Origin of the sequence: Pseudoalteromonas sp. CO325X, from assembly GCF_004208955.1 — a bacterium.
In the GTDB taxonomy this organism is placed as follows: domain Bacteria; phylum Pseudomonadota; class Gammaproteobacteria; order Enterobacterales; family Alteromonadaceae; genus Pseudoalteromonas; species Pseudoalteromonas ruthenica.
Genome location: NZ_SGPG01000009.1, coordinates 49,553 through 72,192, shown reverse-complemented (window position 1 = coordinate 72,192; position 22,640 = coordinate 49,553). Strand labels below are relative to the sequence as shown.

The 22,640-nt window shown below is 48.3% G+C and carries 18 protein-coding genes; 12 read left to right on the top strand and 6 right to left on the bottom strand.

Going from position 1 to position 22,640, the window contains the following annotated elements; all coding sequences use genetic code 11:
• Window position 1: 1 nt before the first annotated feature.
• From EXT46_RS03020 to EXT46_RS03010, 3 genes are read right to left on the bottom strand one after another with little or no spacing between them, the layout of a single operon-like run.
• The gene (locus EXT46_RS03020; RefSeq protein ID WP_130145132.1) at window positions 2-1,426 is read right to left on the bottom strand and encodes an HlyD family type I secretion periplasmic adaptor subunit; all 1,425 of its coding nucleotides are present in this window, start codon (window positions 1,424-1,426) and stop codon (window positions 2-4) included.
• Complete coding sequence (locus EXT46_RS03015) at window positions 1,423-3,555, bottom strand: type I secretion system permease/ATPase (protein WP_130145130.1); 2,133 nt, start codon at window positions 3,553-3,555, stop codon at window positions 1,423-1,425. The genes EXT46_RS03020 and EXT46_RS03015 overlap by 4 nt, the downstream gene beginning before the upstream one ends.
• Before the next feature lie 23 nt (window positions 3,556-3,578).
• Complete coding sequence (locus EXT46_RS03010) at window positions 3,579-5,552, bottom strand: TolC family outer membrane protein (RefSeq protein ID WP_240701075.1); 1,974 nt, start codon at window positions 5,550-5,552, stop codon at window positions 3,579-3,581.
• A gap of 228 nt (window positions 5,553-5,780) precedes the next feature.
• On the opposite strand from EXT46_RS03010, the gene EXT46_RS03005 reads away from it, so the two are divergent.
• Window positions 5,781-11,531 (top strand): retention module-containing protein, encoded by a 5,751-nt coding sequence (locus EXT46_RS03005; RefSeq protein WP_130145128.1) that lies wholly within the window; start codon window positions 5,781-5,783, stop codon window positions 11,529-11,531.
• A gap of 57 nt (window positions 11,532-11,588) precedes the next feature.
• On the opposite strand, the gene flgN is transcribed toward EXT46_RS03005, so the two are convergent.
• The 3 genes from flgN to flgA form a co-directional block, all read right to left on the bottom strand.
• Window positions 11,589-12,017, bottom strand: coding sequence for a flagellar export chaperone FlgN (gene flgN, locus EXT46_RS03000; protein WP_053911114.1), 429 nt, complete (start codon window positions 12,015-12,017; stop codon window positions 11,589-11,591).
• Window positions 12,010-12,336 (bottom strand): flagellar biosynthesis anti-sigma factor FlgM, encoded by a 327-nt coding sequence (flgM, locus tag EXT46_RS02995; RefSeq protein WP_022944062.1) that lies wholly within the window; start codon window positions 12,334-12,336, stop codon window positions 12,010-12,012. Before flgM ends, flgN begins: the two co-directional genes overlap by 8 nt.
• Window positions 12,337-12,408: 72 nt before the next feature.
• The gene (flgA, locus tag EXT46_RS02990; protein WP_082342239.1) at window positions 12,409-13,125 is read right to left on the bottom strand and encodes a flagellar basal body P-ring formation chaperone FlgA; all 717 of its coding nucleotides are present in this window, start codon (window positions 13,123-13,125) and stop codon (window positions 12,409-12,411) included.
• 167 nt (window positions 13,126-13,292) lie between these two features.
• Between flgA and EXT46_RS02985 the strand changes: the two genes are divergently transcribed.
• The 11 genes from EXT46_RS02985 to flgJ all read left to right on the top strand — a co-directional run bounded on the left by EXT46_RS02985 (window position 13,293) and on the right by flgJ (window position 22,638).
• Window positions 13,293-14,225: a chemotaxis protein gene (locus EXT46_RS02985; protein WP_022944060.1), complete on the top strand. Its 933-nt coding sequence runs from the start codon at window positions 13,293-13,295 to the stop codon at window positions 14,223-14,225.
• A 47-nt stretch (window positions 14,226-14,272) separates the two neighbouring features.
• Window positions 14,273-15,106: a protein-glutamate O-methyltransferase CheR gene (locus tag EXT46_RS02980; protein ID WP_130145126.1), complete on the top strand. Its 834-nt coding sequence runs from the start codon at window positions 14,273-14,275 to the stop codon at window positions 15,104-15,106.
• A 73-nt stretch (window positions 15,107-15,179) separates the two neighbouring features.
• Window positions 15,180-15,590, top strand: coding sequence for a flagellar basal body rod protein FlgB (gene flgB, locus EXT46_RS02975; protein ID WP_045978574.1), 411 nt, complete (start codon window positions 15,180-15,182; stop codon window positions 15,588-15,590).
• Window positions 15,591-15,592: 2 nt separating this feature from the next.
• On the top strand, window positions 15,593-16,015 hold the full coding sequence (gene flgC, locus EXT46_RS02970; RefSeq protein WP_045978575.1) for a flagellar basal body rod protein FlgC: 423 nt from the start codon (window positions 15,593-15,595) through the stop codon (window positions 16,013-16,015).
• A 14-nt stretch (window positions 16,016-16,029) separates the two neighbouring features.
• A complete protein-coding gene (locus EXT46_RS02965) occupies window positions 16,030-16,707 on the top strand; it encodes a flagellar hook assembly protein FlgD (protein WP_022944056.1) in 678 nt (225 codons plus the stop codon).
• A gap of 39 nt (window positions 16,708-16,746) precedes the next feature.
• The gene (gene flgE / locus EXT46_RS02960; protein WP_130145124.1) at window positions 16,747-18,072 is read left to right on the top strand and encodes a flagellar hook protein FlgE; all 1,326 of its coding nucleotides are present in this window, start codon (window positions 16,747-16,749) and stop codon (window positions 18,070-18,072) included.
• 128 nt (window positions 18,073-18,200) lie between these two features.
• On the top strand, window positions 18,201-18,944 hold the full coding sequence (locus EXT46_RS02955) for a flagellar basal body rod protein FlgF (RefSeq protein WP_022944054.1): 744 nt from the start codon (window positions 18,201-18,203) through the stop codon (window positions 18,942-18,944).
• Window positions 18,945-18,965: 21 nt separating this feature from the next.
• Window positions 18,966-19,754 (top strand): flagellar basal-body rod protein FlgG, encoded by a 789-nt coding sequence (gene flgG, locus EXT46_RS02950; protein WP_022944053.1) that lies wholly within the window; start codon window positions 18,966-18,968, stop codon window positions 19,752-19,754.
• A gap of 14 nt (window positions 19,755-19,768) precedes the next feature.
• Window positions 19,769-20,449, top strand: coding sequence for a flagellar basal body L-ring protein FlgH (gene flgH, locus EXT46_RS02945; protein WP_026110987.1), 681 nt, complete (start codon window positions 19,769-19,771; stop codon window positions 20,447-20,449).
• An 11-nt stretch (window positions 20,450-20,460) separates the two neighbouring features.
• Entirely contained in the window at window positions 20,461-21,552 is a 1,092-nt protein-coding gene (locus EXT46_RS02940) for a flagellar basal body P-ring protein FlgI (protein WP_022944051.1), read from the top strand.
• Between the two features lie 150 nt (window positions 21,553-21,702).
• Window positions 21,703-22,638, top strand: coding sequence for a flagellar assembly peptidoglycan hydrolase FlgJ (gene flgJ, locus EXT46_RS02935; RefSeq protein ID WP_130145122.1), 936 nt, complete (start codon window positions 21,703-21,705; stop codon window positions 22,636-22,638).
• Window positions 22,639-22,640 lie beyond the last annotated feature (2 nt).

Sequence of the window (22,640 nt, the reverse complement as noted above, 5' to 3'; positions counted from 1 at the left end):
GCTAACGCTCCGTCATCGCCAAAGAAGTAGCTTTAAGAATGGGCTTTAATAAATAGTCTAATACCGTTTTTTGCCCGGTGATAATATCCACTTGGGTTGTCATTCCTGGAATAATCGTGAGTTGCTCGCTCAATGAGCCGCGCGATGTTTTTAATTGCACTAAGTAATAGGTGTTATCACGCTCATCGGTGACGGTATCGGCACTGATATGAGTGACTTGGGCTTCCAACCCGCCATAAATAGTAAAGTCATAGGCTGTGAGTTTGATCATCGCCGGTTGCCCTGGGCGTAAAAAGGCAATGTCTTGTGGCGCGACTTTGGCTTCCACAAGTAGTTGATCATCAAGAGGGATGATCTCCACCAAGTCACTGCCAGGTTGTAACACCGCACCCACAGTATTGACCAACAGGCGTTGCACAGTGCCACGAACTGGCGAGCGAATATCTGTTTGTGTAACCTTATCAGCAAGCCCCGTTTGTGTTTCCCGCAAGGCATCGAGGCGCAGCATCGAGTCGGAGAGTTGGTCGCGCCAGCGGTTCACCATGGTCAGTTCGACCTCATCAATTTTACTTTGCGCTTCTTCAATCGCCGCCTGAGTTCGCTTCAATGCCGCTTGGGCGCGCTTTATCTCACCTTGTAAGTCCACAGCCTGTCGCTCTAAGCGGATTATGTCGACTTCAGAGACGGCCCCAGATTGCAGTAATGGTCGTGTTACCCTCAGTTCTCGTTGGCTTAGTGCTAGGCTGGCGCGGTACTGCTCAATGGCTGCGGCTGTTTCATTATAGTCTTGGCGTCGCTGTTCTAATTGCCGTTGGTGAATACGAATTTGCTGGGTCAATTCCTGCTTATTACTGCGATATTGGGCTTGTTCATACTTAATCGCATTAGGCGCTTGCTGCTTTAGTTCATCGCTAAATACCAGTTCAGTATTTGCGGTGAGCGCTTGTAAGCGAGCCACTTCTGCGCTTAACCCTAAATATTGGGCGCGGCTTTCACGCAGGCTGGAGACAAACCGAGTCGGGTCGACTTTGACGAGGAGGTCCCCTTGTTCAACAACTTGCCCCTCCTTGACGAGAATTTGCTCGACCATGCCTCCGTCATAAGATTGCACAACTTGCAGTTTTTGTGAGGGGATCACTCGTCCTTCGCCGCGTGTCACTTCATCTAGTTGTGCGTAGGCGGCCCACACTAGCAGCAGTATAACCGCCACGGCGATAGCATAAAGAAGGCCGCGCGCCGCCAGTGGTTGCTGCTGCATTTGCTGCCAATGCGCATCAGCCACCCAGTCTTGCTGATTGGGAGGCACGAAGAAGCCATTAAACAGACGATTGAATAACCCCTTTTTGGCGCTGCGTTGAATGCCTCGGCCTAAGCGCTCAAAACTCGCTTGCTCAATACTGGATGGCGGGTGTTCTTGCTCTTTCATGATGCGTGTTTCACCGATTTTTTCGTCAAGTGAGAGGTGATCGTCGCTTTATCTCCATCGGCGATGATTTGACCCTTATCCATGACTATAACTCTATCAACGAGTTCCAACAGGGCTGAACGATGGGTAACAAGTACGAGCGTTTTGCTGGAGCAGTAGTGTTTTAGGGTATGGATTAACCGTTGCTCACTGCTGTGATCTAGGGCGGCACTGGGCTCGTCCAATAGTAACACCGGAGGGTCATTGATAAGGGCCCGAGCCAGAGCAACGGCTTGGCGTTGTCCGCCAGAGAGTAACTTTCCTTGTTCGCCAACTTGCAAATCAAGGCCGTCAGGATGGGCGTTGATAAGCTCCATCAGACCAGCTTTCTCTGCAGCTGCTATTATTTGTTCATCTTCGGCATGCCACGCACCAAGCGTGATGTTGTCTCTCAACGTACCGTACATCAAGCTCACGTCTTGGGGAACGTATCCTATATTGTGGCGTAGCTCAGCCGGGTCGAGTTGGCCGATATCAATGTCATCAACTAATATATGGCCTGCACTAGGGCTATATAACCCCATAAGAAGCTTCTCAATGGTGCTTTTGCCAGAGCCATTTTTACCGACCAGGGCCACATGCTCACCGACATTAATTTGCAGTGACACGTTGCGTATAATAGGCACTGCGTTTTCATCATAGCTAAAATTAACTTGATCTAACTTGAGGTGGCCGTTAAGAACTGGGTGCGATACCCAGTGTTTGCCCTCTGGTCGCTCTACTGGCTTGTCCATTATCTCATTAAGTGAATCCATAGCCGTAGCCGCGTGGTGATATTGTGCCATCACAGCAGCTGTTTGCGAGATTGGGGCCATGGCGCGAGAAGACAACAGATACGCGGCAATCAATCCGCCTTGCGTTAATTCGCCGTCAATCACCAAGTACACACCAACAATGATAAGGCCAATGCCGACCCCTTGTTGCATCCAGGTAGACAGATTAGTAATTGAGGCACTGAGCAAACGGCTTTGGGTATTTATACGCGCTAAATACAGTGTCGCTCGTTCCCACGCTGATTGCACTTTACATTCTCCATGAAAGGCTTTGATATCATCGAGGTTGTTTAAGCTTTCAACCAGCACGGCATTGCGCATGGCACTGACTTTCATGGTGTTGTCACTTAGCTGCTCAAGACGATTGTGACTGGCAAGGGCGTACAGCAAAATGACTGTAGCGCCAATGATCAGCGGCACAATTAACTCTAAGCCAATCAGTGCGATAATTAATGCGTAAATTAATACAAAGGGTAAATCGACTAATGCCACTAAGGTCATAGAGCTAAAGAACCCACGGATAGACTCAAAAGCGTGAAGGTTTGCGGCAAATGAACCTGAAGACTGGGGCTTATTCTTCAGTTGCATGCCGAGTACACGCTCCATAATGGTGGCTGAGACTTTTACATCGATACGGCTCGCGGCTAATTCAAGAAAATAACTGCGCATCAAACGCAACACCAAGTCGGCGCTGAGCGCCAACATGGCGCCAATACCTAAAACCCATAAAGTGTGTACGGCTTGGTTTGGAACAACGCGGTCGTATACGTTCATCACAAACAGCGGCATGGTCACTGAAAACAGGCCTATGAATAGTGCGGCAATAATCACATCGCGATACAGCGAGCGACATTCTTTGATGATCGGCCAAAACCACCCGGTGCGGCTATTTTTATTAGTCAGAGGCGCGCGGGCATCGTAGGCAAATTCAGGCTGAAGGTAGATAACCGCGCCACTGTAGGTTTTTTCAAACTCCCCGATACTTTGTTGTACTGGCGTATCTGCAAGTTCAGGGTAAATCACAGATACTTGCTCGTTGTGCTTATCGAAGCTTAGCAGCACACAGGCTTGATTGTTTGCCATTAACACAATGGCGGGCAGTAAAGCGGTATTAACCGCATCAAGGTCTCGATGTACGAGCTTCGCCTTAAAGCCAGCACGTTTGGCGGCGCGTGACAGCACAGAAGGAGTGAGCTTATCGTCAACAAGAGGAAGGCCAGCGATAAGCGCCTCGCCAGAGAAGGGGCGATTATGATAATTGCATATTATTGCTAAGCAATCCGCTAAGGCACCGCCGTGAGCATGATCCATTTTCATAAAACGCCATTTTTGGTAGGTGGTTAGCTGTTGATTTTGGCTTCAATTCGCCTATTGAGCGCATTGGCACGCACTGAAATTTCTTTCTGGATAGGCTGTTCAATACCAAAGCCCATGGCCGTCACCCGCTGTGCAGAAATACCGAAGTTATTGATAAGAATCTCGGTAACAGCAAAAGCGCGGCGCTCTGACAGCCGTTTGTTGTACTGAGGTTCGCCATCAAGTGACGCGTGGCCGTGGATTTCAACGGTTTTATCTGGGTGTTGCTTTAAGAATGTCGCGAGGCGCTCAATCTCAGCGTAGTATTGCGGCATCACCACGTCAGAATCGAAGGCAAAGGGAATACCTATTTCCACCGAACGCGTGTCCGCTGTATATTTAGTGCAGCCTTGGGCGTCGACCTCGGTTGCAAATGGTGTGGCCGGACACTGGTCTTTATCATTGGCAATGCCATCACTGTCGTCATCAGCACTCATAACGGCGGCGTTACTACTTAGACCTGCAGCTGGTAATGTAGTGTCTATTTTTATACTTTTATAGGCGTTGTTACGCTTATTTTTCTCGGCAAGAAAGGACTTGCGAGACATTTGGCTGGCAACGTCGACTTTGGGGCAAAGGTGCTCGCTATCTGCTGTAAGCGGCGACTCAGTTAACTCACTTAAAGTCGGGTAGTCCTCGTTGGTAATACTTAAAGCTTCGAGTAACCCGCCCATCTCTGCTAGCATCGCCAATACATTGTTCATTCGCTCATACTCGGCATTTATATAGGCTCGGCTGGATTGAAACGCCTCATTTTCAGCATCAAGCACGTCCAGCAAAGTACGCTCGCCGATATCGAACTGATCCTTATAAGCCAGCTTGACCTTCTCCGAGGCGGCCTGGTGCTGCTCTAAGGCCGGTAGCTTACGCTCTAAAATGCGTACATTATTGTAGGCGATTTGCACGCCTTGGCGTATCTCTAAACAGGCTAAATCGCGTTGTTGCTTAGCAACATTGACTTGTTCGTATGCTTGCTCGAGATTGGCACTATCAAGGCCACCATTGAACAGGTTGTAGCTTACATCAATGCCAATTCGGCCCTCGGAGCGGGTCGTGTTAAAACCAAGCTCATCTCTGTCTTGCATGCCATAGCGAGCGGATAAGTTCACATTGGGGTGAAATCCGGACTTTTGGCTTTGTGCAAAGGCTTGCTCTGCGCTGATACCATAGAGCGTGGCATAAAAGCGCGGAGAGTTTTCATATGCTAGCGCTAACGCTTTGTTGATAGAAAACGGAATCTGGTCATCACTGATCCCCGCCTCGTTGAGATTGCTAGGGGGCAGCTCGCCGACAATCCGTAGATAGCGGGCATTGACATCGTGCAAGTTGGCAAGCTCGGTCATAACGTTAGACTCGGCCAGCGATAAACGCCCGGTGATTTGCTCTAGATCGGCTGCTCTGGCTACGCCTGCGTCGACGCTTTGCTCAATCTGTTGAAACACCATTTGGTGTTGTTCAAGGTTTTGCTCTGCTAACTCCACCAGCTTGTTGTAGCGAATAACATCAAGATAAGCAGTAGCGGCATCTAAGCTGGTTTGTTGTGCTTGAGCTAGCAGTTCAAAGTAACGTGTTAGCTGGACTTGCTCAAACCGCTCCACTTCGTTGCTAGTGCGAAAGCCGTCATAGAGCATTTGAGTTACGCTCAACTCGGCGGTATTTCGCGCATAGTCATCATCAACGCCGTAATTACGAGTCTCGTACCCAGTGCTTGCATTGACGTCGACTTTAGGCAAGTAGCCAGAGAATGCAGCATCGACCCCATGCATTGACGCTTTAAATTCATGCCAACGCTGTTTTACCTGCGGATTTGTGTCAATTGCTTGTTTGGCGGCGTAAGAAAGTGGTTCTGTAGAGCGTGCTTGTGATAACGAGCTTGTAAACATCGTAGTCAGTGCAATAGCGGTAAGTAGAAGCGGTTTAAGACCTATGAACTCCTTGTTAGCCTGTTCACGATCCATGCTAACCTCCCAGTTTTGTTAAATAAACCCAGTACTGCCATGTCAATTGTATGATTTAGTCGAGAATTCATCGATGCGCAATAAAATCATTTTTTGTACCTCTAAAATTCGTTCGACTTAGTATAAAAGTATGGTTTTTTGGCGACAAAATTGGACTGCTGTCCAATAACACTTTACTCGTCAGTTTCTACACTTAATTTGTCGGCCAAATTCAGTGAGGAAACCGCCATGGATCAGTTAATTGTAAAAGAGGTAGTAGGGGAAGTATTTGTACGTTTGCCCAATGGTGAGGTAAAGCTTGTTAGCGTTGGCGATAGTATCGTCCAAGGCGCGCGCATAATGACCCAAGCACAAAGCTCAGTGACACTCTCAGGCACTCACAGCGACTTTGAAATTCCTGCCAATCAGCATGTATCGCTAGGGGCAGACACGCTAGCTGAATTTGGTTTGAGCCTAGATGAGCATCAGGTCGCCCAGCAAAGTGTTGCCGAGGCACTCAATGGCCTTGATGCACAGCCGACCTCACCTTCTGCCACTAACGAAGACCCCAGTATTTCCTCTTTTTTGGATGCACTGCAAGGTGACGGTGACATTCTCGATGCCTTAGAAGCAACCGCTGCTGGTGCGGGTGGAGGCGCCGCTGGTGGAGGGGGGACCTCTTTTGTACAGCTCACACGTATCAGCGAAACGCTATCAGGTCAGCAACTGACCTTAAATGACGATTTTAGTGCTCAGAATCAAGGTGCGATAACGGTTGAGAATACCGGCGATGGGGTGTTGCCAGAGGGTGAAGCAGCGAGTGGTGAGAGCGGAGTTATTACGGTGACGCCGATAGGTTTAACTAATAACCCAGACATTCAAGTCAGTGGCTCCAGCACCAATATGGCAGGGCAAACTGCGACTGTGACATTGATCACGGCTAATGGTGTTTCGATTGAGCAGACAGTGGTTATTGATGATGGCGGTCAGTGGCAGGTAGTATTTTCTGACGAGGTAGCAGACGGTGCGTTCGAAGTGACTGTGACGGCCACCGATCCTCAGGGAAACACTGTGGTGGGAACAACATCAGGGGAACTTGACACCATAGCCCCCGTTATTGTTATCGCTACCCCTATAGATGAAGGTGACCCGACGCCAGCTATTTCGGGTAGCAGCGATTTGGATGCTGGAGCAGCAGTCAATGTACTCATTACCGATGCAGCAGGCGCAACCCAAACACTGGTCGCTACTGTGGGGGAGGACGGCACGTGGCAAGTGCAAGTGACACAACCGTTGGTGCAAGGGGAGTTCAGTGTTGTTGCTAGTAGCACGGATGAAGCAGGGAATATTGGCCAGGCGCAGGCCCAGGGCAGCTTTAATGGTGATACTGACCTAGAGAGTTTAACTATTGATATCGCTGCGATTGGCACCACAAACGACAGTACGCCGAGTCTAGCGGGCAGCACGGATGCCCCTGGTGGTAGTGTGATCACTATCACTGTCGTTGACGCTTTGGGAAATGAGCAGAGTATAACCACAACCGCTGTTGCCGGTCAGTGGCAAATTGATGTGGCTCAGCCATTGGCCGAAGGCGAATTCTCAGTGACCGCCTCTGTAGCGGCGGGTGGCTTAGAGGCCAGTGACTCAGAGTCGGGTTTATTGGATAGCCAAGCGCCCAGTATATTCATTGACTCACTGGCAACTATCAGTGATAGCACCCCAATAATCAGTGGCAGCAGTGATGAAATCGGCGCCACCGTCAATATAGTGGTTACAGATGCGGCGGGAGTTGCACAAAGTTTAACGGCTACTGTCCAGGCAGATGGTAGCTGGCAGGTGGAGGTGCCACAAGCGCTGGCTGAGGGAGAGTTTGAGGTACAGGCAAGTGTCACTGATGCGGCAGGTAATAGCGCCAGTGATACCGAGCAAGGAGTTATAGATGTCAGTGCGCCGGAGTTAACGATAGATTCTCCTGCGATTACCAATGACACAACCCCCGTTATTACTGGCACCAGTAGTGAAGTCGGGGGCACCGTTATTGTGATTGTCTCTGATGCTGAAGGCAATCGACAAACATTAGAAGCGACAGTTCAGCAAGATGGTAGCTGGCAAGTACAAACTCAACAACCGCTAGGTGAGGGTGTTTACCAAGTGCAGGCGAGTGTGGTTGATGCATCCGGCAACAGTACCAGTGATACTGCTCAAGGCGAAGTGGATACTACAGCGCCGAGCCTAACCCTGACTCCACTTGGAGTCACCAACGATCCCACCCCAGTGATTTCCGGAACAAGTGATGAAATAGGAGCAACGATAGCGGTCGAAGTGGTTGATGCGAATGGTACAACTCAGTCATTCACTGCTGAGGTGCAAAGCGACGGAAGTTGGCAAGTATCTGCTGCGCAGGCGCTTGCTGAGGGGGTGTTTACCGTTTCAGCGAGTGTTACTGATGCCCAAGGAAATGAAGCGCAGGCAAATGCCCAAGGGCAAATAGATGTTACGGCTCCGACGCTCAGTATTGACCCGCTTGGAGCGCAAAGTGATACCACGCCTATTATTTCCGGTGTTAGTTCGCAAGTGGGCGCAAGCGTGGCTATCGAGGTCACCGATAACGATGGTACGACGCAAACGTTAACAGCGGTGGTGCAAAGCGATGGTCGCTGGCAGGTAGAAGCCTCCCAGCCGTTAGCTGAAGGGGATTATACTGTACTTGCATCAGTGACTGATGAAGCAGGGAACAACACCCAAGCGTCAGCGCAGGGCAGTATTGATGCCAGCGCACCGGATTTGACCATCGACAACCCGGGTATAGGCAATGACACGACTCCAATCATTACTGGCAGTAGTTCTGAGGTTGGAGCAACGGTGGCTATCACCGTGGTCGATGCCAGTGGTAATACCCAGACCGTTCAGGCGACGGTGCAAGGTGATGGCACTTGGAGTGTGTCGCTCTCCACGCCTTTAGCTGAAGGGCAATACACTATCACCGCCGAAGTCAGTGACAATGCCGGTAACCAAGCGAATGATCAAGTCCAAGGCGAAGTGGATATTACAGCACCCTCTGTGACAATTTCGCCCGTTGGCAGTGTGAATGATGAAACCCCTGTTATTAGCGGCAGTGCTGAAGGCAATGAGGGGGACGTTGTATCAATTACCGTAGTCGATGCCAGCGGAGATAGTCAGAGTTTTACGGCACTGTTAGCCGGTGATGGCAGTTGGACAGCTGAGGTGCCCACTGCACTTGCTGAGGGGGATTTTGATATTACCGCCAGCATTACTGATGCCGCAGGAAATGAGGGCACCGACAATGAATCTGGTACTGTTGATACTGCCGGTCCAGGGATCACGATTGATCCCGTAGGAGTGATAAGCGATGCCACTCCTGTTATTTCTGGTATATCAGCGGGCGCTGCGCCTGGAGCCGTGGTATCAATAGTCGTGGTTGATGCCCTTGGCAATGTTCAGAACTTGAGCGCCACAGTCGGCGCAGACGGTACATGGAGCGCAAACGTTGGTGCAGCGCTGGCAGAAGGAGAGTTTACTATCACAGCCAGCGTTGATGATGGAGCTGGCAACACCTCAACGGATTCTGAGACAGGGGTCATCGATACTCTTGCTCCAAGTGTTGAGATTGACCCACTCGAGCTCACTAACGACAACACGCCTCTTATTTCTGGGGGCTCAAGCGAGGCGAGCAGCCAATTAACACTTATCTTTACTGACTCTCAGGGGAACAGTCAAAGCGTAATCACTACCACTGATGCCAATGGTGATTGGCAGGTATCCGCTCCTTCAGCGTTAGCCGATGGTACTTATACCGTGGCCGCGACCATTGTTGATGATGCAGGCAATACGGGTACTGATTCACAAAGTGCTGTAATTGATACCATTGGCCCCGAGTTGACCATAGTGCCATCGTTTCTGTTAGGTAACCTTGTTTCCTTGTCTGGTACTTCGGATTTGCCCGCAGGCAGTGAAGTCACCATCACAGAACACCTAGTCGGAGGAGGGATTGGTGCAACGTACACAGCGATCACCGATGCGGATGGCAATTGGACTTTACTTAATCTGACGGTGCCGCTTCTGACATTAGCCTATGTGACTGCGTCAGCCTCTGATGCCGCTGGTAATTCGACCACCATCAGTACACTCGATTTTGATAATGAACCACCTGTCCTTAGCATTGATACCCTTGGCTTAACTAATGACAGCACGCCAGTTATCAGTGGCACAACGGATGTGGCAGATGGCACAGTGGTAGAGGTGATAGTGACCGATGCGTTCGGTGACCAGCAAACCCTGCAAGCGTCTACCTCAAATGGAAACTGGTCTGTGGCTGTGCCTACGGCGCTGGCTGAAGGTGGTTTTACCGTAGCAGCGGCAGTACGTGATGACGTTGGCAATCTAACCGAAGTGAGCGCAACCGGTGAGGTGGATACTACCGCCCCTAGCTTGAGCGTGAACGTGCCTGCAAATGGCAATGACAATACCCCGCTTATCTCAGGGAACAGTGATGAAATAGGTGCTACTGTCTCAGTCACAGTCACTGACGGTAATGGTGATAGCCAGAATATTTCGACCGTTGTCGCAGCAGATGGCACATGGTCTGTGACGCCTTCGGCGTTATCTGATGGCACCTTCTCCGTGAGTGCAACGATCATGGATGATGCGGGCAATACCACCACAGTGTCTAGCACCGGAAATATTGACACTCAAGGAGTGAGTGTCACCCTTGACCCATTAGGGTTAGGGAACGATGCCACACCGCTGCTGAGCGGTACATCCAGTGAAATAGGCAGGGAAGTGAGTATTAGTGTGCTGGATAACAACGGTGATACTTACACACTCAGTGCGACGGTAGACGGCAGTGGTAATTGGTCGGTGTCTGCCCCCAGCCTGGCTGAAGGAGATTACACCGTAACCGTCAGTGTTTCTGATGCTGCTGGTAATAGCAGCAGTGCAAGCGACACTGGCACCATAGATACCATTGCACCGACAGTAAGCATTGATGCAAGCAGCGTAGCACTAACCAATGACAACACCCCGCAAGTCAGTGGCTCCTCAAATGAAGCGAATGCTCAGGTGAGTGTGCAATTTGTGGATGATGCGGGCACTATCCACACGGTGACCACTAACACAGATAACAACGGTGATTGGTCTATTAGCGCCAGCGCAGTACTGGTCGATGGTCAATATACGGTGACCGCACGTGTTACCGACCAAGCGGGAAATACCGGCAGTGCTGTGGATAGCGGTATCATAGATACAACTCCCATTAGCTTTGAGGTCACTGATTTTGACCCCGGCATTTTGGGTTTAGTGCTACCGTCAGCGGAAGGCACAGCACCTGCAGGTACAGAGATCTACATTGTTGGCTCTAGCTTAATTGGTGTTGGCCTATTGGGTATTGACTTGGATGTTCTAAATACTTACCCGAGTACAACCACTGACGCTAGTGGGGACTGGGGATATACTCTCTCATTACTTGATTTAGATTTACTCAGTGGTGAGGATTATTATTTCGTGACCATTGATGATGCGGGCAACTATTTAGTAAAAGATACCAATAATCAGGTGTTTGATAGTGGCTCTATTTATGAAAACTCCTCAGCAGAGCAACCTTTAGAGATCAGCGCTTCCGCTCAAGAGGTGGTGGTTGAAGAAACTGATAGTCAAAGCCATTATGCCAGTGTTGAGACTCTGGATTATGAGGCTGTAAGTTTTAGCTTAAATAATGAGCAGTTTACCGAGTTTAACCAAGTAAAAGAAATCACAGTCAGTGCCGAGCAAGCTATCAGTGAATCGGGCTTGTTAGGAGCAGAGTCAATTTTGGATAATCCCGGTGAGGCAGAAGAAGTATTAGCTCAATTTGATGATTTAGCCTCAGAGCAAACAGTAACAAGTGAGGAGCATGGCTTTGGAGGAGCCTCGCATTATGCCACTGTTGGCGAAGATGAAGTGCTCAAAGCGATGCTGGATAGCTCAGGCAAAGGCGAATTATAAAAGACAAAAAAGGGAGCTCAGGCTCCCTTTTTCAAATCAATATTTAGCTTAGTAGGTTCAGGCTTTTAAATTCTTTACGATTTTATTTTCGCTGCGGTCAATCCCACCGTCGGCAGCATAGGTTAATGAACTTGGTGCGCCGATAAGAATATCTTTGAGTTGTTTGACAGTGAGTTGAGCATTATGAGCAGCTTGGGCGTTCACTTGATTTTGCTGTTTGCATTTTAGCAATAAAGTCTGTGCATGCTCTATCATCTCTTGGTGCGGCGCTAATACCTCTTGCTCTTGCGCTTTCAATAGCTGAGCAATATGCTGGTCTTGTTGCTGAATTTGAACAAGCGCTTGCTCTTTTCTAGGCGTTAATTCCTTCAGCTCATCACCACTGCGCCCAGCAATAGCGCTCAGCTCGTCTTCAAGTAGCTGTAGCAAGTTTTGTAAACTTGAGAGCTGTTGGCCGAGAGCTACACTAAGTGCTGAATCAGCCATACAAATCGAACTCAAACGCAGCGATGTTTTTAGCAAGCTTTTCGCTATCTACTTGATATTTTCCTTCACTGATAGCTTGCTTTAATTCGTCAACCTTTTGTTGATCGAACCCTGATGAGCGCTCAGCTTTTTCTTGCAAAGACTTCATTTGCTTTGCTTGTGGGGTAAGGCTTACTGAATCTGCTGCAGCCTTAGTACTGGCTTTTGCATTTGCCTCATTACCTTGAGTTTGCGTTTGGTTGAGCTTTTGTTGCTCCACTTTATTTTGTGGTGTGTTGTACACCGAGCCTTGCTGGCCTTTGTTGACTTGATTCACCATCACTAATTACCTAAGCTATATTGACCTTTGCACTGTTTATCGGCCATTCTAGCCAATACTTTAGCATAAAATTTAAATATTAACCGCCACGGTTTCCACTGCTGTTACTTTGGCATTGATTAGCCGGCCAGACTTTACATTACGCACGCGAATATTATCGCCGACACCGCCATCTTCTAGCGCTTCTCCAGATGTTTTTATAGTGAGTCCGTTAAAGCGGGCAATAATGCTCACATTATCGCCCTTACACACCATGCACAACTGATTCATACTAATTGGCAATCCTCTGCGAATACTGCGTTTACTACGGCTGCCGACAATAACTTCTGGCTGCTCTATGTAGCGAGCGCGAACAAAATGTTGCGGACGCTGCTCCGTAGTTAAATCATCAGCACTAATAATTTGCCCACGGGCAATGTGATCATTGGCGACCACGATAGTAGAGAGCTTACTGATGCGTACATGGACATACTGACTCCAAAGAGCAGGACTTGGACACTTAAGTTTTACTGTTACCTGCCGATTAAATGGCGGAGCGCTAGCCGTAGAGGCTTGCGGTGTTACTGCACACTCTCTAGGACCGATGCGCGCATCTAAGTCCATCGCTTGCACTTGCAGCTCTTGATCGGGCTGAATGTGCGCTTGCTCTGTGATGTATTGCTCAGCAAGCGTTTGCAAAGCGTGGCGATCATAGCGCTGTTGTTGGCTGTTGTTTGCCTCAGCCGTTGAGCTTATTAATACACCGGCTATTAACCATAAGCTTTGGAAAAGTTGAATTTTTTTGAACATACTCACCATGTTTCGACTATGCTTATTGGGTAAAACAGGGTATAACTACGAAGCGTCAAAAACTGGGCGTTCTAGCGTAGTTATACTAACGTATGAAGCTAAGAAGCAAAATGCGTTCCTATTTGGCGCGAGTGTGCGAAGTTGTAAATTAATGCTAGGAGAATCCGATGGCTGGCATTTTAGATTCTGTCAATCAACGAACCCAACTTGTGGGTCAAAACCGCCTTGAATTATTGCTGTTTAAACTAAAAGGACGCCAGCGGTTCGGGATCAACGTTTTTAAAGTTAGAGAAGTCCTTCAGTGTCCACCACTAACAAATATGCCGAAAACGAATTCTTATATTCGTGGGGTAGCGCATATTCGTGGACAAACCATTTCTATCATCGATTTGTCTATGGCAGTAGGCGGTCCGGCCATCACTGATATTGAAAATTGCTTTATTATTATCGCCGAATATAACCGCTCTGTGCAGGGGTTTTTGGTGGGTGGCGTTGAGCGTATCGTCAATATGAACTGGGAAAAGATTATGCCACCGCCGTCAGGTGCGGGGCGTTATTCTTACCTTACCGCAGTGACTGAGATTGATGACGAGCTCGTAGAAATCTTGGATGTCGAAAAAATTCTTGCAGAGATCAGCCCTGTTAATACCGAGGTCAGTGAGGGCATTGCCTCAGATGGCGAGATGCAGAAAGATCTCGGTGAGCGTATTGTGTTTATTGCCGATGACTCTGCCGTGGCGCGTAATCAAGTAAAACGGGCACTGGAGCCTCTCGGGGTGCAAACTGAGCTGGCGAAAAACGGTAAAGAGGCCCTGCTGCGATTAAAAGAAATAGCGAAGCTCGACTGCAAAGATGATATCACTGAGCGAGTGGCGTTACTGATATCGGATGTGGAAATGCCAGAGATGGACGGCTATACCTTAACAGCAGAGGTCAAAGCGGATCCGAAGCTGGCACCATTGCATGTGATACTGCACACCTCTTTAAGTGGCGTATTTAACCATGCGATGATAGAAAAAGTTGGGGCAGATGATTTTATTGCCAAATTTAACCCCGACGAACTGGCTACAGCAGTTAAAAAGTGGGTGCATTGTGATTAATGCCGCCTTGTCTTGTAACCGCTTCAAGTGAGTTAGGTGAGAGTAATTTGGAAAATAAGCATTTAGAGCTCGGTGAATACAACCAGTTTCGTGCATTTTTAGAACAGCAGTGTGGCATTGTGCTGGGTGATAACAAACTTTATTTAGTTAAAAGTCGCTTGGCTCCGCTGATGGCTCGCTTTAGCGTTGAATCTTTGTCGCAGTTGGTTAGTAAAACGTTGAGCCCGCATGAGCGGCAACTTCGTGCCGCTGTTGTTGATGCCATGACCACCAATGAAACATTGTGGTTTCGCGACTCTTATCCGTTTGAATTATTGAAGACAAAGCTCTTACCTGAGTGCAAAGATTTACGTCGGCCGGTAAAAATTTGGTCGGCGGCCAGTTCTTCAGGGCAAGAACCCTACTCAATAGCGATGTCAGTGGCCGAATATCAACAGTCCCGCCCAGGTCAACTGTCCTCGGGAGCGCAAATAATCGGTACGGATATCTCTAATACCATGCTCGATATTTGTAAAAATGCTGAGTATGACTCATTGGCATTGGCTCGAGGGCTCAGTGCTGAAAGACGCAAAAAGTTTTTTAGCGATAGCGGCAACGGTATGGCTAAAGTTAATGACAATGTAAAACGTATGGTGAGCTTTCGCCATTTGAATTTACTGGATTCATATGCGTTGCTGGGTAAGTTTGACATTATCTTTTGTCGCAACGTCCTTATTTATTTTTCTCCGGAAGTAAAAGCCAAGATCATTGGTCAATTCGCGCAAGCGCTTAACCCTAAGGGATATTTGTTTTTAGGAGCGAGTGAATCAATGACAGGCTTGAGTACCGAGTTCGATATGATCCGTTGTAATCCCGGTATCATCTACCAAAAAAAGTATTAAATACATAGCCTTACAATCTATGGTCTAAAAATTGCTGTAGCCCCTCCAAGAGAGTCAAAAATTTGGAGAGGCTATGGCTATCAGTTTTGATAAAGCATTTGGTATTCATCCCCAAGCAATGCTCGTTCGCTCGCAAAGGGCTGAGCTATTGGCGTCGAATATTGCCAATGCAGACACCCCTGGCTATAAAGCGAAAGACATTGATTTTGCCAGCGCATTAAAAGCGGCAAACAATCGGCAGTTAAGCGGCAATAGCTTAGCTCGCACCCATCCGGAACACCTCCAAGCAAGTACCCAAATGAGTATGGGTGAAGCAAAATTTCGTGTTCCAAATCAACCAGATACAGGCGATGGTAACTCTGTTGATGTACAGGTGGAACGGAACTTGTATACACAGAACGCTATAGAGTATCAGGCCAGCTTACGCTTTATGAACGGCAAGATTTCCGGTCTTAAGAAAGCCCTAGGTGGTCAAGGAGCATAATCATGAGTTTATTTAATGTTTTTGATGTTTCTGGTTCGGCCATGAGTGCACAAAACGTGCGCTTAAATACCACTGCCAGCAACTTAGCAAATGCAAACTCGGTTAGCTCCTCAGTGGAGCAGACATATCGCGCTCGCCAACCCGTTTTCGCTGCTCAGTTGCAGCAAGCGGTAGGCAAACAGCAAGGTGAGTCTGTAGGAGTGAAAGTCCTGGGTGTAGTTGAGAGTGACAAACCGTTGCAAATTGAATACAACCCAGGTCACCCGATGGCGGATGAGAACGGCTATATCTATAAACCCAATGTCAATGTGGTTGAGGAAATGGCAAACATGATTTCGGCGTCACGCTCCTATCAAACGAATGTGCAAATAGCCGACTCTGCTAAGCAAATGCTAACGAGAACGTTGCAGCTTGGTAAGGGTTAAAGCGAGGATAGAGCATGAACAATAATGTGCAATCAGCAACGGGTCTAGGCTCCCTGTATTGGGATAACCAAAATAAGGCGCCGGAAGAAAAGAGCGATGAGCTCACCCAGGAAGATTTTTTCAGCCTGCTGACTCAGCAGTTGTCCTATCAGGATCCGAGCAAACCTGCGGATAATGACCAGATGATTGCGCAGATGACTAATTTCACTATGGCTGAGGGGATCTCAAAGCTCAATGAGAATTTTAACTCTTTGGCAGCGTCAATGACATCTAACTCGGCGCTGCAGGCGTCAACGCTAGTCGGGAAAAAGGCGTTGTTAGAGTCTGAAACTATCGAGTTGTATAGCGGTGAAGTGAGTAAAGGGACTGTTCTTGCTAAAGAGCCCGTCGATAATTTAAGCCTCACTATTAAAGACGATAAAGGTCAGGTGGTTGAGGTGGTTGATTTAGGCTCGCAACCTGCTGGTGCAATTCGCTTTGAATGGGACGGTCTCGACAAGGACGGCAATCCGTTTCCTCCTGGTGAGTACGACATTGTGGCAGAGGGCAGCATCAATGGTGAATACAGCTCTTTACCTATGGCAACATTCAAAAATATTGAAAGCGTTAATATCAACGGCGCGAATGGGATCATCGTGAACACCAAAGAGGGTGCAGTGAAGCTCGCTGAGGTGGCTGAGATTTCAGTGTAAAGCATTTGCCTGCGGGCAGTTATTACGAAGAGGTGAAACATGAGTTTCAATATCGCTTTAACAGGGTTGGCGGCAGCCCAAAAAGACTTAGATGTGACCGCAAACAACATTGCGAACGTCAATACCACAGGTTTTAAAGAATCCCGCGCAGAGTTTGCTGATGTGTATGCGGCATCAGTATTCAGTGGCGGTAAAACGAAGAACGGTGATGGTGTACAAACCACTATGGTCGCGCAGCAGTTTCACCAAGGTTCTTTAAAGTTCACGTCAAATGCACTGGATTTAGCGATTACCGGTGAAGGTTATTTTGCAATGACTGACGATTTGGCCTCGCAAGATTTTACCTATACGCGTGCTGGGGCATTCAAGCTTAATGATGATAACTTCGTAGTCGATGCTAAGGGCAACTTTTTACAGGGTTTTCCAACGGATGCGGTAACCGGTGATACCACTTCGGTGAGCTTGAGTACGGCCAACCCGATTCAAATACCTGATTCATCGGGTTCTCCAAACGCGACCGATAATGTCTACAGCTCTTTTAACTTAGATGCTGGAGCTGCAGTGCCTGCAGTTACTCCATTTAGTGCGACAGACTCAGCTACTTATAATTCGTCGACATCAACAACGGTCTATGACTCTTTGGGTGAGCCTCACGTGCTGCAGTTTTTCTTTGTAAAAACGGCTTCCAACGAATGGGATGTGCGCGCCACTGTGGATGGCACTGAGGTCGATAGCGGCGGTAATGCAGGTGCAGGCCCCATCACTCAATTTACTTTTGACGCTGCGGGTTTACCACAACAAACAGATGGTACGCCTAATACTGGGTCAACATTTAACCCTCTAACATTATCAGGTGCTAACCTTAGTACCAGCGGCATTTTAAATAATGGTGCTCAATTTAACGACATTACTCTTAATTGGCGCGATGAAGCCGCGACGGGTAACAAGCTCCCAACCCAATTCTCTAGCCGCTTCGAGGTGAAGGCGTTGGAACAAGATGGTTCGACCGTGGGCCGCTTATCTAATATTGAAATCGGTAGTGATGGTAAGTTAGTTGCCTCGTATAGTAATGGCGACTCTACCTTCTTAGGTCAGGTAGCGATGGTCCGTTTCCCTAACTCTCAAGGCTTGCAGCAGGTAGGCAATACCAGCTGGAAAGAAAGCTTAGACTCTGGTGAGCCCATCGCCGGTGAGCCAGGAACAGGAACGCTGGGCACGGTAAACTCCGAAGCGTTGGAGCAATCGAATACCAACCTTACTAATGAACTAGTTGATTTAATCAGTGCGCAACGAAACTTCCAGGCTAACTCTCGGGCGTTAGAGGTGAACTCAACGCTGCAACAGAATATCCTGCAGATCCGATAAGAAAAATTCTACTAGGCCACCTTTGGGTGGCCTTTTTTCATCTCTCTAATCTCTCCTTTTTAATAACTCCCTTTTTTGGTATCAATCTTGCTTTAGTCAATATAACGACGATTTTAAGGAGCAAGCCAATGGACAAGATGCTGTACATTGCCACCTCAGGAGCTAAGCAAAGCCTATTGGGGATGGGGGTCAAAAGTAACAACCTTGCCAATGCTAACACCACAGGCTTTAAAGCCGATATCGCTCAGGCACGCTCGATGCAGGCCTTTGGTGAAGGGCTGCCGACACGCGTTTTTGCTCTACAAGAACGCGCAGGGACCAACACCACAGCTGGCGGTATTTCTGAAACCGGTCGCGACTTAGACATTGCTATGAGTGAGCACGGTTGGCTGACGGTATTAGATGATGCTGGTAACGAGGCCTATACCAAAGCCGGTTCATTGAAAATGACCCAAGAGGGGATGCTACTCGATAGAGATGGCCGTCAAGTTGTTGGCGAAGGGGGGCCTGTTATCCTGCCTGTTCCGATTGAGAAAATAAGTTTCAGCAAAGACGGCACCATTCAAGTTCGCCCTCAAGGCGCACCGGCCAACTTTCTTGAAGAAGTGGACAGATTGCAAATTGTTGAGGCCACAGGGCATCAGGTGGAAAAGGGCAACGACGGTCTGTTTCGGCCCGTAAATGGCCAACAACTTGATGTTTCTGAAAATGTATCAATCATGTCAGGGGCTCTCGAGATGTCGAATGTCAATCCTGTACATGAGATGGTCGATATGATCAGCCATCAACGTCAGTTTGAATTACAAGTCAAGCTAATGAAAACCGCCGAAGAAAATGACCAGCGTGCTGAGTCATTGCTACGGATTATGTAACATTAGCGAGGAGTCACTACTATGAACCCAGCATTGTGGATCAGTAAAACCGGGCTTGACGCCCAACAGACCGATATTTCGGTTATTTCCAACAACTTGGCCAACGCCAGCACGGTCGGTTACAAGAAAAGCCGCGCCGTGTTTGAAGATTTGTTGTATCAAAATATCAACCAACCTGGCGGGCGCTCTTCACAAGATACAGAGATGCCTTCGGGGTTGATGCTTGGCGCCGGTGCCAAGGTGGTTGCTAACCAGAAGAATTTCTCCCAGGGCAATATGCTAAGCACGGAGAACTCCCTCGACTGGATGGTTCAAGGACAAGGCTTTTTTGAGGTGTTGCTCCCTGATGGCAATATTGCTTACAGCCGTAATGGTCAATTCACGACCGACGAAGACGGTCGTATCGTCACCAGTGGTGCTGGTTTTCCGGTGCAACCAGAAATGAACGTGCCCGATGACGCGCAGTCTATTACTGTGTCGCAAGACGGAGAGGTTTCGGTGCGCGTAGCCGGGCAGGCGGACAATGTGGTGATTGGTCAGTTGGTGATCAGTGACTTTATTAATCCGTCGGGTCTTGAGCCCATGGGCCAGAACCTGTATACCGAAACTGCCGTCAGTGGCGCTCCGGTGCAAGGTAACCCGGGAGTAGACGGCTTGGGTATTATTGTTCAAGGAGCATTGGAAACCTCGAACGTTAATGTGACCGAAGAGCTGGTCAACTTAATTGAAACACAGCGTGTTTATGAGATGAACTCTAAAGTGATTTCATCTGTAGACCAGATGCTCAGCTATATTAATCAGCAGCTATAAGTGGGGGCATTATGATTAGGCCAATTGCACTATCAATTACTTTTGTACTTGCTACAGGGTGTGTTTCTACACAAAACTCCCATGTTGTCGAAAACGACCCTTACTATGCGCCGATGTATCCGCAGGAAGCAACACAAAACATGACCCAAAGTGGCGGCCTTTTCAATCCCGTATTGGCGAACGATTTGTATGCCGATAAGAAAGCGTTGCGTACTGGAGATATCATTACTGTGGTACTGCGTGAGTCAACGCAAGCATCAAAAACGGCAAAAACGGAAACAGACAGGGAGACCGAGCTGGGGTTAGAGCCGGTTATTGGTTTAGGCGGCAATCCGGTCAATATCGGTGGAGATAGCATTCAAATGGGTGTGAACTCAGATGCTTCGTTCACCGGCGACGCTAAATCTAATCAATCCAATAGTTTGTCAGGCAATATTTCCGTGAATGTGATGCGTGTGCTGCCCAATGGTAACCTGGTGATTCGTGGCGAAAAATGGTTAACGCTTAATACTGGGCAGGAGTTTATTCGCTTAGAAGGCATTGTTCGCCCAGCTGATGTGAGCTCCGAAAACACCGTAGAAAGTAGCCGTATCGCTAATGCGCGTATTCAATATTCTGGCAAAGGCGAGCTGCAAGAAACGCAAAGTGCCGGTTGGCTATCACGGTTCTTTATGAGCACTTTGTTCCCATTCTAAGGAGTCCAGTCATGAAATGGTTAAACCTTATCGTGTTCTGCATGGCGTTGACTAGCTGGCAAAGTTTTGCCGAGCGTGTCAAAGATGTGGCCATGGTTGAGGGCGTACGTAGTAACCAGTTAGTGGGTTATGGTCTGGTTGTGGGTCTGCCTGGCACGGGAGAGAAGAGCCGCTTTACCGAACAAAGCTTTAAAGCGATGTTGAATAACTTTGGCATTACTTTGCCGGCCAACCTCAAGCCAAAGATTAATAATGTTGCAGCGGTTGCCGTTCATGCGGATATGCCGGCGTTTATCAAACCCGGCCAGAGTATGGATGTCACTGTCTCTTCAGTAGGCAGTGCTGAGAGCCTACGCGGTGGTACCTTATTGCAAACCTTCTTGAAAGGTGTCGATGGTAATATTTATGCTATTGCTCAAGGTAGTTTAGTTGTCAGTGGATTAGGCGCGCAAGGGCTTGATGGCTCACGTGTGGTGGTCAATACGCCAACTGTGGGGCGAATTCCTAATGGCGGCATTGTCGAGCGCGCGATCCCAAGCCCCTTTACCCAAGGGGATTACATTACCTTTAACCTTAATCGTCCTGACTTTACTACCGCGAAGCGCTTATCCGATACCATTAATAATCTCGTCGGGCCGAATACCGCAATGGCAATGGACGCGGCGTCAGTGCGCGTAACTGCCCCACGTGATGTTTCGCAACGAGTCGCTTATTTATCGACGCTGGAGAACCTTGAATTCACTCCTGCCGATAATGCTGCGAAAATCATTGTCAACTCCCGTACCGGTACCATAGTGATTGGCAAAAATGTTAAGTTGCAGCCAGCGGCTATTACTCATGGCGGGCTCACGGTGACCATCGCCGAAAATGCAGAAGTGTCGCAGCCTAATGCATTGGCCGAGGGTGAGACGGTGGTTACCAATCAAAGTATTATTGATGTGCGTGAAGACGACTCGCGTGCCTTTGTTTTTGACCCCGGGGTGAGTTTAGATGATCTTGTGCGCGCAATTAATGAAGTGGGCGCCGCACCGGGAGATTTAATGGCCATTCTTGAGGCGTTAAAAGAGGCTGGTGCTATTAATGGTCAGTTGGTGGTCATTTAAATCTGATACTGCAACAGCAAACCCCAAGTGCCCAAAGCCTTGGGGTTTGCTGTTTTTATAGCCATCTAAGTTCTTGTTAATCAGAGCTATAAAGTCAGTGGTACGTTTTTTGCTTTAGTTTTTGCATCTAGTCATAACTTTGTCAGTCTTATGGATGCTAACCAACTGCAAACGCAAAGCGTCTTCGATCTCAATAGCTTAGATAAGCTTCGTCAAGATGCGTTAAAACAGCCAGCCGGCAGCGACGGCGAGCGCGCGGCCCTAAAGCAAGCAGCGCAGCAGTTTGAGTCTATCTTTACGCAAATGCTGCTCAAAAGCATGCGCAAAGCCAATGAAGCCTTCGAAGACGAAGACAGTCCGTTTAATGCCAGCAGCGTTAAATACTTCCAAGACATGCATGATCAGCAGCTTTCCAGTGAGTTATCGGCGAATGGCTCACTGGGCTTGGCCGATTTGATTGTGCAACAGTTATCGCCACAAAAAGACAGCTATATGCCTGCGTCAGCTTTGCGTGATGCGCGGTTAAACAACGCGCAAGTGAAAACTCAAGAACAATACACTGAGGCATCTCCTATCGCTCACAAAGCCGATTTCGCCAATGCCAAGGAGTTTGTCGAAGGGGTGTGGGACGTTGCCCGTCAAGCAGCTGGTAAAATCGGTGTGCACCCCGGTGTTATGGTTGCTCAAGCAGCATTGGAAACTGGTTGGGGCAAGCACATTATTAAAACTGCGAGCGGCGAAAGTTCGAACAATTTATTTAATATCAAAGCGCACCGTGACTGGCAGGGGGAAGCGACTGTTAAACCAACATTAGAGTATGAAGGAGGAGTTGCGGTTCAGCGTAAAGAACCGTTCCGAGTGTATGACTCTATTAAACAAAGTTTCGATGATTTTGTCTCATTTTTAAAAACTAATCCCCGTTACCAGCAGGCTTTAGATGTGGCCGATAAGCCTCATCAGTTTATCGACGCTATACAACAAGCTGGCTACGCCACCGATCCACAGTATGCAGAGAAAATTAAACGTGTGTTAGGACAAAGCGAATTACGCGCCCTAGCCGGTGATCTGCTAAGGCAAGGAGAGTAGAT